The organism is Flavobacterium erciyesense (genome assembly GCF_018069925.1).
Taxonomy (GTDB): Bacteria; Bacteroidota; Bacteroidia; order Flavobacteriales; family Flavobacteriaceae; genus Flavobacterium; species Flavobacterium erciyesense.
Genome location: NZ_JAGPXB010000001.1, coordinates 176088 through 189247, shown reverse-complemented (window position 1 = coordinate 189247; position 13160 = coordinate 176088). Strand labels below are relative to the sequence as shown.

The following is a 13160-nucleotide window of genomic DNA, read 5'->3' as shown; positions in this document are numbered from 1 at the left end:
AATGAAACGACAACATCTTATTATATCTCGAATAAAGTCCATCGTGATTGGACTAGTTGTTTTTTTAACAGCACTAAGTTCTTGCAAGAAAAAAGAAAGTATACAAGTTACTACCGATGATTTTTGTGCAGCGGTCGATACAGTAACGGGCATAATGGTTCATGATATCTTTTCACCACCTGTGGCTAGTCGTATTTATGTGTACCCAAACGTGGCTGCTTATGAGATTATAGCGCAAAACAATAGCAATTATACCAGTTTACAAGGTCAGTTAAATGGTCTTGATTCAATCCCAGTTTTAGACCCAAAAAGTGGTGTCAACAAAAACTTGGCAGCCATAATTGCACACATGGAGGTGAGCAAACAATTGATTTTTTCTGAAGAAGCACTCGAAAAATACCGCGATAGTTTGTATACCAAATGGAGTGATGAAAATTCCGAAGAGTTTGAAGCTTCTAAAATCTATGCTTTGAAAGTAGTAGATCGTATTGCCGCTTGGATGGCCAAAGACAATTACAAACAAACTAGAACTTTTTCTAAATATTCAGTAAATGCTGATGAGCCGGGCCGTTGGCAACCTACACCGCCATCATATATGGACGGAGTGGAGCCACATTGGGGAGAAATAAGAACTTTAGTAATGGATTCTGCGGCACAATTTAAGCCAAAAGCGCCGTATCCTTTTTCTACCGATAAAAATTCTGCTTTTTACAAAGATGCTTTAGAAACCTATCAAATAGGAAATACAATTTCTGAAAAATTATTAGCCATTGAAAAAAACAAAAAAGGAGTTATTCCTGAAGAGTCTGACATTGCTTCATTTTGGGATTGTAATCCGTACGCAACGGTGGTGCAAGGTCACATGATGTTTGCCAAAAAGAAAAATACTCCAGATGCGCATTGGATTAACATCACCAAAATTGCTCTCAAAAAAACCAAGGCTGATTTTGAAACTTCTGTTTTTGCATACACAAAGGCGTCTATTGGTATTTTTGAAAGTTTTATTAGCTGTTGGAACGAAAAGTACCGAAGCAATGTAATTCGCCCAGAAACCTATATCAATCAAAACATTGATGAAAATTGGCGTCCGCAACTACAAACGCCTCCTTTTCCAGAATATACCAGCGGTCACTCTGTTGTTTCGTCTTGCTCTGCTATAATTTTGACTTCTATTTTCGGAGATAATTTTAGTTATGTTGATGATTCAGAGGTGCCTTTTGGCTTACCAAAGCGCTCTTTTAAATCTTTTCAACAAGCTGCAGATGAAGCATCAATTAGTAGGTTGTATGGCGGAATTCATTATCGTGCAGCTATTGAAAATGGAGTCGTTCAAGGTAAAAATATCGGAGATTTTATTACTAGTAAATTAAAAATGAAGACAAAATAATGAGTATTAAAAAGAAAATTTGGATTGGATGCAGTGTGTTTTTTACGGCTTTTTTAGGATGGTACTTTTTAATTAAACAATCAGATTATACCATTCATTTCAAAGTACAAGCTGCACGAGCAACGGTACATCAAGGAATTAAAGAATGGGCAGCCAGTCGAGAACAAAAAGAAGGAGTGAAATATGTATTAACCCAAAAAAGCGGCTTGTCTCAAGTAAGTTATACCCTAACCCAAGGACAAAAACAAGTGGTTTACGATTGGGAAGTGGTCTCGAAGAATGATTCTGTTGTTTCCGTCAATGTTGGTATCACAGATATAAACCAGAGTTGGTATAATAAACTGACAGTTCCTTTTTTTGAAACTGATTTTAAGAAAGAGCAGTTGGAAAAAATCACTGATTTTAAAAAAGGTCTTGACACGCATCTTAAAAATTTTAAAGTAAAAATAGAAGGTCCGGGGAATTCAAATGAGGAATTCGTTGCATACATTGCCCTAAAAAGTGTAATACAGGAAAAAGCGCAAACCATGATTGCTAATGATGCGATAATAACTGGATTTTTATACACAAACAAAATTAAGATAACAGGAAGACCTTATGTTGAGGTAACCAATTGGGATCAAGAAAAAGAAACTCTTGAATTTAACTACTGCTTTCCAGTGGCGAAAAATACTAAGATAATTCCTCACGCTACAGTTAAATTTAAAACCTTGCCAGTAATCAAAGGTTTGAAAGCTACCTATTATGGAAATTTTAGAACCTCAGACCGCGCTTGGTTTGCCCTACAAGATTACGCAGAGCGAAATAAATTACAGCTAGAACATCGTGTTTTGGAGCATTTTTTAGCTAATCCATTTAATGGTGGTGATGAACTAAAATGGCAAACAAAAGTGATTATTCCTTTTCAAAAAAAATAACATAACTTTTTTACTTTTTTAATAGCAGTCGAAAACGTTTTCGGGTCTTCCGAAAACGTTTTTTTGTTTAATCTGTTTTTATTTGGCGATTTTAAAATTAAGTTTATGAAAAATTAACAAATTAAGCAACCAGAATGAATTTAAAAGTAAAATTAAGTTTTTGGCAAATTATCAATATGAATGTTGGTTTTTTTGGCATTCAATACAGTTTTGGTTTGCAACAAAGTGCCGTAAACCCGATATACGACTTTTTACACGCTAGTCCTGATGAAATTCCAATTTTAAATCTCGCTGGTCCGCTTACAGGATTAATCATTCAACCCATAATTGGAGCAATGAGTGACAAAACTTGGCATCCAAGATGGGGTCGACGCAAACCTTACTTTTTTATTGGTGCGCTAGTATGCAGTTTGGCTTTGTTTTTATTTCCGTTTAGTAGTTCACTTTGGATGGCGGCTGGTTTACTTTGGATTCTAGATGTAGGTAACAACACTGCAATGGAACCTTATCGTGCTTTTATAGCTGATACGTTGAATGAAGAGCAGCAACCTACCGGTTTTCAAGCGCAAAGTTTTTTTACAGGCTTTGGGCAATTTTTAGCTTATATATCCCTGTTTTTGTTTCCAATAGTTTTCGTAGGTTATACAGGATCATTACCTACTTGGATTTACGCATCCTTTTTTCTGGGTGCAGTTTTGTCTATTACTTCTATTTGGTGGAGTATGAGCAAAACTCAAGAAATTCCACCAACTCACGAGGAATTAGCAGCTTTGAAGGCAGAACCTCTAAACGTTTTTTCTCCATTTATAGACATTTACAAAGCAGTTTTAGAAATGCCAAAAGTGATGTGGCAGCTGTTTTTGGTCTATCTCTTTCAATGGTATGCCATGATGTGTTACTGGCAAAACAACTCTAAAAGTATAGCGCTTTCAGTTTGGAATGTTACGCCCAGTAATCCCCAAGGATATGAAAAAGCGGTAGAGTGGAATGGGTTAATTGGTGCGTTTGGATTTATAGTGACTTTTTCAATTGCTTTTTATTTGGCCAAACTCGCTAAAAAACATGGTGCCAAAATGATTCATTTTGTCTGCTTGCTGTTTGGTGCAGTTTCGCTTTTGTGCTTTCCATTAGTCCAAAATCAATATTTGTTTTTTGCAGTTGTGATTGGTTACGGAATTGCATGGGCTAGCATGATGGGAATTCCTTATTTAATGGTAGTAGCGGTGATCTCAAAAGAGCGCTACGGAGTGTATATGGGAATTATAAACATGATGATTGTGATACCAATGATTATTCAAAACGTTTCTTTTGGATATGTCTTGCGTAATTTTTTAGATAATGACCCTCGTCAGGCTATCACATTTGCAGGTGTTTTGCTAGTTCTAGCAGCATTATCTACTCTTATAATTAAAGTTAATAAAAATAAGGTTCTCGAATAATACAACGATTTATAAAATGAAGAAAATAGACATTCTCTGTGTAGGCGAGGTTCTTGTTGATTTTATTGGTCATCAAGAAGGGGTGATGATAAACGAAACTAGAGACTATCATCGGTACTTAGGAGGTTCGCCTACTAACGTAGCGATGAATGCAACTCGATTGGGATTAAATACCATCATGGTTGCTACTGTTGGGAATGACGGTTTTGGGTCTTACATTGCTGAGCGCTTGAATGAAGTAGGAGTAAACACTAATCATCTTTCTGTTTTAGATGACAAATCAACAAGTGTGATTTTTGTATCAAGGTCTGAAGGTACGCCTGATTTTATACCCTATCGCTCTGCTGATTGTTGTATTTATGAGGAACAAATCACCAAAGATATTTTGGCTAACACTACTATTTTTCACACCACTTGTTTTGCTTTGAGTAAAAATCCTGCTCAAAAAACCATCCTGAAAAAAGCGCAAGAAGCGTATGATTTGGGTTGTAAATTAAGCATCGATTTAAACTATGCACGCAAGTTGTGGAAAAGCCAGAAAAAAGCGTTCAAAGTTATTGATGCGTACTGCCAATTTAATCCTTTGATTAAAATTAGCGAAGATGATATGTTACGACTTTTTGAAAAAGAATTGCCACACGAAGATATTTTTAAATTTTTTCATGATAAAGGAGTCGATACCGTTTGTCTCACTTTAGGTAGTAAAGGGGTAAAACTTTCGCAAAAAGGTCAACAAATTATTCAAATGCCAGCTATTAAAATTGATAAAGTAATGGACTCCACTGGGGCAGGCGATGCTTTTTGGTCGGGTTTCTTATTTGCATATATCAAAGAAAAATCAACACAAGAATGTTTAGATATTGCACTTAAGCTAGCAGCTTTGAAATTACAAAATGTGGGTCGTTTGCCTGATAATATTAACATTCTTTCCAAACTATTATAAAGATCATGCAGCACAATAGTTCTACAATTAGCAACGGAGTGATGCTCAATGTTTATCCAGATAGTATTGGGGTAAAATTGAGTGATTCTATCTCCATGCTTAAAATGACGGAGTTCAAAGATGTTTTTTCGTTGCTCTACGTTTTGCCAACCTTTTTTAATAGTGATTTAGATCGCGGTTTTTCTATAATTGACTACGATATCAATAAAGAATTAGTATCTCCAAATGATTTAAAAGAATTGGAGGAACTCGTTATTAAATTAAAATTCGACATCGTTCTAAATCACCTTTCCGTTGCGTCTCCGCAGTTCAAAGATCTTTTGGACCATGGAAAAAATTCTAAATACAAAGATTTTTTTATTAATTGGAATGAGTTTTGGCAGCACGACGGCGATTTAAATGAGGAAGGAATCCGAATTCCGAAACCAGAATTTCTCAATAAATTATTCATGAGAAAGTCAGGTTTGCCTATTTTGAAAGTTCGTTTTCCTGATGGTTCTGATCAACCCTATTGGAACACTTTTTACCAGCAAATCTCATACAATCCGATAACAACCGAAGATTTACAAGCGGTTCAAAACTTACCACAGGAGCAGTATGAGGATGTTTTGGCAATAGCTAATGCAGCAATCGCAACACAACAAGATTTAGCAACTATTGATTTTAAAAATGCCGCTAATTTTAGCTCGCAAATTGTACAAATTATTGAGCAAAAGCGCTCTTATTTGGGGCAAATGGATGTTAATGGCGCTTCAGAATTAGTGTGGCAATTTTATAATGAAACCTTAGAAAAATTAAAGGATTATGGTTGTACAATTCTTCGTTTGGATGCCTTTGCATATTTACACAAGCAAGTTGGTGAGTCCAATTTCTTTAATAAACCCGGTACTTGGGATTACTTAGAGCGCATCAATCAAATTGCTAAAAAAAATAATTTAATGCTTTTGCCAGAAATCCATGCGGAATATGGTTTGCATTTGCATGACGAAGTAGCTGCCGAAGGCTATTATATTTATGACTTTTTCCTACCAGGACTCACCTTGCACACCATTGAAAATAAAAACAGTGGCGCTTTAAATCGATGGGCTAAAGAAATTGTTGCCAAAGGTTTTAAAACCGTGAACATGTTGGGTTGCCATGATGGAATTCCGGTTTTGGACTTAAAAGGAAAAGAAGTTGACGGCGTTTACAATAAAGGTTTGCTCGAAGATGCTGAAATCGAGTCGATCATGAATACCATTTTGGAACGTGGCGGACGTGTTAAAAACTTATACGATCCATCAGGTAAAAAAATCTCCTACTACCAAATCAACGCTACTTTTTACAGTGCCTTGGGCGAAGACGATCAAAAATTACTTTTGGCAAGAGCCATTCAAATGTTTGTTCCTGGAATTCCTCAAGTATGGTATTTGGACATTTTTGCGGGTAAAAACAATTATGCAGCGGCCGATGCAGGCGGAAGTGCCGGTCACAAAGAAATTAACCGAACTACAATTACACTTGACGAGGTTAATCAAGGTTTGAAAACTACTGTTGTCCAAAAACAACTTGAAATCATTCGTTTGCGAAATACCGCTCTTGCCTTTTCAGGACAAGTTCAAATAGACGATTCTGATGTTACAAAAATTGATATTAAATGGGTAAAAGATTATTCAGTTGCTCATTTAAAAGCAGATTTATTAACGCTAAGTTTTACTATTGAGCATCAAGAAAATGATGCAACGCACATCTTAAATTTTTAACTAAAAAAATATACGAGTTAAGATTATGAAAAAAAGTACAATCAAGTTAGCCATGTATCTCAATTATTTTGTGTTTGCCATCTTGCTCAACAGCGTGGGTATCGTGATTTTAAAAGCGCAATCCAATTATGGTGTTGATGAGGTGCAGGCTAGCGTTTTGGAGGCTTTCAAGGACTTGCCAATTGCAATTGTTTCGTTTTTTATTGCTTCTTTTTTACCTAGAATAGGTTATAAAAAAGCCATGCTTATTGGTCTGGCCTTGGTGACACTGGCGTGTATTGGAATGTATTTTGGAAATTCATTTGCTGCAGCAAAAATTTTATTTGCCACAGTGGGCGTTTCTTTTGCATTGATCAAAGTTTCGGTCTATTCCTTAATTGGTACAATTACAGATAATCAAAAAGAACACAACAGCTTGATGAGTAGTATTGAAGGTGTTTTCATGATTGGTATTGCCTTGGCTTACTTTCTGTTTCCAGCCTTTAATTCTACAACCAATCCTGATGCATGGCTTAATGTGTATTGGTTATTGGCTGGTAGTGCGCTACTCTCGTTTGTTTTTTTGTTTCTCGCCAAGTTTGAAAATCCAAAAGAAATAGCGGGTGTCAATCTTGCCGATGATTTTAAACAAATGTTCCAATTGTTAACCAAACTATTGACCATTGTTTTTGTAATTAGTGCCTTTTTGTTTGTCATGATTGAGCAGGGAATCATGTCGTGGTTGCCAACCTTTAATAACAAAGTACTTCATTTGCCAGAAAATATTAGTATTATGATGGCTAGTATTCTAGCGATTTCGTTAGCGGTTGGTCGTTTATTGGCAGGTTTTTTAACTCAAAAAATAAATTGGATTTGGGTACTAAGTTCTTGCATTGTTTGCGCCATGCTGATTGTAATTTTTGTTTTACCCAAAGCTGTTGGTTTGCAGGTAAATCAAGTGACAAGTTTAGGCGATATCCCATTAATTGGTTTTGCATTTCCACTTGTAGGATTATTTATCGCGCCTATTTATCCGTTATTAAATTCGGTTGTTTTGAGTGCTTTGCCAAAAAGTTTACACAGCTCCATGACGGGTTTAATTGTTGTTTTTTCAGCACTTGGCGGCACCTTAGGCTCCAGAGTGATTGGATATTTATTTAAAAATCAAGGACCAGAAAATGCGTTTTATTACACATTGATTCCAATGGCTTTGCTTTTGATTTCATTTTTCATTTTAAAAAAATTAACGGTTAGGTCATGAAAATCTTATTGAATGTTGATCAGGTATTTAGTGCTTTATTAGAACAAGAAGATACCGATAAGGATAAAAAAATCACCAAAGACGATACCGGTCCAAAACGATTTGTATTGGTTGATGAAATTACGAAAAATGAAGTAGCCATTGAGGGTACTTATCATTTGTCCAATTTACTGCAAGAGTTAGCGGAGCTAAAAAATGTAAAGTCCGTTCTAGGAGAAGTAGATCTGAATCGAATTCAAGAGGATCCGGTAGAACGTATTTCAAGAAAAATTCGTGACGATTATTGGAATGAATTAACCCGAACTATTGATAAAAAAGGATTAGCTCAAATTCTAGAAGATGAAAAAACTTCTAGTGCTTTAGCAACGCTCTATGTGGCAGCGACTGATCCTCAAGGCGTAGCTTATTTTAAAGATTTAGAAACTAAGTTTTCTAATTTTCAAGTAACGGTTTTGCCCGAAGGATATTCAGTCGAGCATGTTGCAACTTTAGATAAAAGTCCGGGTATTTTGGCGCTTGCTTTACAGCAGAAAATATACAGTTTACAAGGCGTTCCTTTCGTAGTTCCTGGTGGTCGCTTTAACGAAATGTACGGTTGGGATAGTTATTTTATTGGTGTAGGGTTACTCATTGACAATCATTTTGAGAAGGCAATTGCAATCGCCGATAATTTTCAGTACCAGATAAAACATTATGGTAAAATACTAAATGCTAACCGAAGTTATTACCTAACACGCACGCAACCTCCTTTGTATTCTTCATTGCTGCTCGACATTACAAAAAAACGCTCCGTTCCCAAAGAGTGGTTGCGCTCTCATCTTGAAACGGTGATTTTAGAGTACGATTCGGTATGGATGGTGCAAGGAAATCGGCTTACACCTACAGGTCTAAACCGATATAAAGCCGATGGTGTTGGAATGCCTTTTGAGGTAGAGCCGGGTCATTTTGACGATATTTTAGAACCTTATGCTAAAAAATACGGCTTGCCAATTCGCGAATTCGAACAAAAATATTTAGAACGTACTTTGGTTGATAAAGATTTGGATGAGTACTTTGTACATGACCGAAGTATGAGAGAGAGCGGGCATGATACTACAACTAGGTTTATCAATACTTGCGTCAACTTGAATTCGGTTGACATCAATAGTTTTTTATACAAATACGAAAAAGATATTGCCCACTTGATTGCTACTCATTTTGAAGGTGTTTTTGAAACTGCCTCGTCTGTTTATACCACAGACGATTGGGAACAGAAAGCACATTTTCGAAAAGAAAAAATGTATGAGCTTTGCTGGAACGAGACGGCAGGAATGTTTTTTGATTACGATTTTGTCAATCATAAGCAATTCCCGTTTGAGTCAGCTACTACATTTTTTCCGCTATGGGCAGGTTTGTGCACTCAGGAGCAAGCCAAGCAATTGGTAGAGGTAGCGCTCCCGCAGTTTTTACAAACGGGCGGAATTTCAGGAAGTACAAAAGCAAGTAGCGCGAACCTTTCGGCAAATGCTCCACAACGACAATGGGATTATCCTTTTGGCTGGGCCCCGCATCAAATGTTGCTTTGGGAAGGATTATTACGTTACGGTTACCGCGAAAAAGCCAAAGAAATGGTGTATCGTTGGCTTTGGTTGATTACCAAAAATGCCGTCGATTACAACGGTACTATTCCTGAAAAATTCGATTTAGAAATTAGTTCTCATAAGGTTTTTGCTGAATATGGTAATGTAGGAACCGAATTTAATTACATCGCTAAAGAAGGTTTTGGATGGGTTAATGCATCGTATCAATACGGTTTACAAATTTTAACTCCAGCCATGCGTACGGATTTAAGTAAGCTTATTTCGCCAGATTTACTTTTTAAATAAATCGTATTTTGCAATTGCATTCTATTTTTTTTCATAACTTTATAATTCACTAAATGAATAAGTTATGACAGTTGATCAAATTTTAAGCAGCAAAGGGAAAGAGGTAATTTCCATCCTATCGACTAATACGGTTTATGAAGCGCTCACCGTGATGAGTGAAAAAAACATCGGTGCTATTCTCATAATTGAAGATGCCGTTTTAAAAGGAATCCTTTCAGAGCGCGATTATGCTCGAAAAATTGTTCTAAAAGACAAGTCATCTAAAAAAACCATGGTGAGTGAAATTATGGAAACCACGGTTATTACGGTACAACCTTCAGATAATTTAGACTATTGCATGGAGTTAATGAGCAGCAAACGCATTCGACATTTGCCTGTTATAGAAAATCAAATTGTCATAGGACTGATATCCATTAGTGATGTGGTAAAAGCCATCATCGAAATCCAAAAAGACACCATCAATCATTTGAATACCTACATATCACAATAGGATCTTTTGCAAAATCATCAAAATTAGCTTCTGTAATCAGAGGCTTTTTTTATTTTTAAGACTTGTTAATCACGCATTTTTAGAAAAGAATAGGATAAAAGCTGACTTTTTAAACCAAGTCTTCTATCTTTGTAGGCTAGAATAAAATCTAAAAAAAATGGACAAAAATAGTAGAAGAAAAGAAGCATTATTATACCACGCGAAACCAACGCCTGGAAAAATTCAAGTAGTTCCTACAAAGAAATATGCAACACAAAGAGACCTATCGTTGGCCTATTCTCCAGGTGTAGCAGAGCCTTGTTTAGAGATTGCAAAAGACATCAATAACGTTTATAAATACACAGCAAAAGGAAATCTTGTTGCAGTAATTACCAATGGTACTGCGGTTTTAGGGCTTGGGGATATTGGTCCTGAAGCATCAAAACCTGTAATGGAAGGAAAAGGTTTGCTGTTTAAAATTTTTGCTGATATCGATGTTTTCGACATTGAAATTGGGACAAAAGATATCGAAGAGTTTATCCAAACTGTAAAAAACATTGCACCAACTTTTGGAGGTATCAACCTTGAGGATATTAAAGCTCCAGAGTCGTTTGAAATTGAACGTCGTTTGGTTGAGGAATTGAATATTCCGGTAATGCACGATGACCAACACGGTACCGCTATCATTTCATCTGCGGCTTTGTTAAACGCTTTGGAATTAGCTGGTAAAAATGCTGAGGATGTGAAAATGGTTGTGTCAGGTGCGGGTTCAGCTGCATTGGCCTGTGCTGATTTGTACGTTCTTTTAGGCGTAAAAGTCGAAAATATTTTAATGTTCAATAGTAAAGGTTTACTAACCAAAGACAATCCAAGTTTATCTGAATTGCAATTGAAATACGCAAAAGATATTCCGTCGATGTCATTGGCAGAGGCTTTGGTAGGGTCAGATATTTTCTTGGGTTTATCAACAGGAGGTTTAATGTCGCCTGAAATGTTGTTGACCATGGCAGACAATCCAATTGTTTTTGCAATGGCCAATCCAGATCCTGAAATTGATTATAATGTTGCCATCGCTACCCGCAAAGATGTAATTATGGCCACAGGAAGATCTGATTTCCCTAATCAAGTAAATAACGTTCTTGGGTTTCCTTACATTTTTAGAGGAGCTTTAGACGTGCGTGCTACAAAAATTAACGAAGCGATGAAAATGGCTGCCGTAAAAGCTTTAGCGCTTTTGGCAAAAGAGTCGGTTCCAGAGCAAGTAAATGTGGCTTATGGCGCTACAAAATTAGTTTTTGGTCGCGATTATATTATTCCAAAACCATTTGATCCGCGTTTGATCTCGATTGTAGCACCGGCTGTAGCCAAAGCTGCTATGGAATCAGGCGTAGCACTTAATCCGATTACAGATTGGAAAAAGTACGAAGACGAATTAAATGATCGTTTGGGTAATGATAATAAAATGGTGCGTTTGATTACCAACCGCGCTAAAATGGATCCAAAACGAATTGTATTTGCAGAAGCAGACCATTTGGATGTATTAAAAGCAGCTCAAATTGTGCACGAAGAAGGTATTGGTTTTCCAATTCTTTTAGGAAATAAAGAAATTATTTTAGAGTTGAAAGAAGAAATTGGCTTTGATGCTGATGTTGAAATCATTGATCCAAAAATCAACGAAGAAAAAGAACGTAGATATCAGTTTGCAAATACGTATTGGTCTTCAAGACAAAGACGAGGTATTTCGTTACTTGATGCTCAAAAATTAATGCGTGAGCGCAACTATTTTGCAGCAATGATGGTGAATGAAGGCGAAGCTGATGCTTTGGTTACCGGACATTCAAGAAGTTACCCGTCAGTTGTAAAACCAATGATGCAATTAATTGATAAAGCGCCTGGCGCTTCAATCATTGCAACTACAAATATGATGATGACCGCACGTGGACCAATGTTCTTGGCCGATACGGCAATTAACATCAATCCTTCGGCTGATGATTTGGCGAAAATTGCTGTAATGACGGCTAAAACAGCTAAGATGTTTGGTGTAGAGCCAGTAATTGCTATGGTTTCGTTCTCTAATTTTGGATCGTCACCAAGTGATAGTGCAGCAAAAGTGCGCGAAGCGGTAGCTTATCTTCATAAAAATCATCCAGACATGATTGTTGATGGTGAAATTCAAGTAGATTTTGCGCTTAATGCAGAGATGCTTTCAGCTAAATTTCCGTTTTCTAAATTAGCAGGAAAAAAAGTAAATACTTTAATTTTCCCGAACTTAGATGCAGCTAACATCACTTATAAATTGTTGAAAGAATTGAATAAGTCTGATTCTATAGGGCCAATCATGCTAGGAATGGGCAAACCAGTTCACATTTTCCAGCTGGGTGCAAGTGTAGAAGAAATGGTTAATATGGCTGCAATTGCAGTTATTGATGCACAAGAAAAGGAGATGAAAAAAAGCAAATCCAATTCAATTAAATAAGCACCAAATAATTAGCATCTGTTAAAGTGCCGTTTTCGGTTCAAACAGATGCTAATTTTTTTATATTTGACACAATTTTAAACCGTCATGATAGCACATTTACAAGGAAAACTAGTCGAAAAGTCGGCAACACACGTAATTATCGACTGTGGCGGCGTGGGCTACCATGTTAATATTTCATTGCACACTTATTCTTTACTGCCAACCAATGATTTAATTAAGCTGTATACGCATTTGCAAATTAAGGAAGATGCGCATACGCTTTTTGGTTTTATGGAAAAATCAGAGCGCGAAATTTTCAGACTTTTATTATCAGTTTCCGGAATTGGTGCTGGTATTGCACGCACGATGCTTTCCTCATTAAATCCCAAACAAATTACTAATGCTATCGCTTCTGGCGATGTGGGAACCATTCAATCTATTAAAGGTATTGGTAGCAAAACAGCCCAGCGCGTAATCCTTGATTTAAAAGAAAAAGTGCTCAAATTGTTTGATTTAGACGAAGTTTCAATGTCGCAAAGCAATACAAATCGTGATGAGGCGTTATCAGCTTTGGAGGTGTTGGGATTTGTGCGTAAAAGTGCTGAGAAAGTCATCGAAAAAATTGTTAAGGATGATCCCGAAGCCTCAGTGGAATCCATCATCAAACAAGCTTTAAAAAACCTATAATAGTAGTCAAGAA

Annotated in this window: 10 protein-coding genes; all 10 read left to right on the top strand. The window is 36.5% G+C overall.

What is annotated here, in order from left to right:
* The first annotated feature begins 1 nt into the window (after position 1).
* The 10 genes from KBJ98_RS00860 (at position 2) to ruvA (ending at position 13147) form a co-directional block, all read left to right on the top strand.
* Positions 2–1387, top strand: coding sequence for a vanadium-dependent haloperoxidase (locus KBJ98_RS00860; protein ID WP_210787889.1), 1386 nt, complete (start codon positions 2–4; stop codon positions 1385–1387).
* Positions 1387–2304: a hypothetical protein gene (locus tag KBJ98_RS00855; protein ID WP_210787888.1), complete on the top strand. Its 918-nt coding sequence runs from the start codon at positions 1387–1389 to the stop codon at positions 2302–2304. Before KBJ98_RS00860 ends, KBJ98_RS00855 begins: the two co-directional genes overlap by 1 nt.
* A 134-nt stretch (positions 2305–2438) precedes the next feature.
* Positions 2439–3743 carry an MFS transporter gene (locus KBJ98_RS00850; RefSeq protein ID WP_210787887.1) on the top strand — a complete coding sequence of 435 codons (1305 nt, stop codon included), beginning with the start codon at positions 2439–2441 and terminating at the stop codon, positions 3741–3743.
* A 16-nt stretch (positions 3744–3759) separates the two neighbouring features.
* Positions 3760–4686 (top strand): carbohydrate kinase family protein, encoded by a 927-nt coding sequence (locus KBJ98_RS00845; RefSeq protein WP_210787886.1) that lies wholly within the window; start codon positions 3760–3762, stop codon positions 4684–4686.
* 5 nt (positions 4687–4691) lie between these two features.
* The gene (locus KBJ98_RS00840) at positions 4692–6428 is read left to right on the top strand and encodes an alpha-amylase family glycosyl hydrolase (RefSeq protein WP_210787885.1); all 1737 of its coding nucleotides are present in this window, start codon (positions 4692–4694) and stop codon (positions 6426–6428) included.
* A 25-nt stretch (positions 6429–6453) separates the two neighbouring features.
* On the top strand, positions 6454–7668 hold the full coding sequence (locus KBJ98_RS00835) for an MFS transporter (RefSeq protein ID WP_210787884.1): 1215 nt from the start codon (positions 6454–6456) through the stop codon (positions 7666–7668).
* Entirely contained in the window at positions 7665–9533 is a 1869-nt protein-coding gene (locus KBJ98_RS00830) for a trehalase family glycosidase (protein ID WP_210787883.1), read from the top strand. Before KBJ98_RS00835 ends, KBJ98_RS00830 begins: the two co-directional genes overlap by 4 nt.
* Positions 9534–9597: 64 nt before the next feature.
* Positions 9598–10023 (top strand): CBS domain-containing protein, encoded by a 426-nt coding sequence (locus KBJ98_RS00825; RefSeq protein ID WP_210787882.1) that lies wholly within the window; start codon positions 9598–9600, stop codon positions 10021–10023.
* A gap of 157 nt (positions 10024–10180) precedes the next feature.
* Complete coding sequence (locus KBJ98_RS00820; RefSeq protein WP_210787881.1) at positions 10181–12478, top strand: NADP-dependent malic enzyme; 2298 nt, start codon at positions 10181–10183, stop codon at positions 12476–12478.
* A gap of 87 nt (positions 12479–12565) precedes the next feature.
* On the top strand, positions 12566–13147 hold the full coding sequence (gene ruvA, locus KBJ98_RS00815) for a Holliday junction branch migration protein RuvA (RefSeq protein ID WP_166133092.1): 582 nt from the start codon (positions 12566–12568) through the stop codon (positions 13145–13147).
* Positions 13148–13160 lie beyond the last annotated feature (13 nt).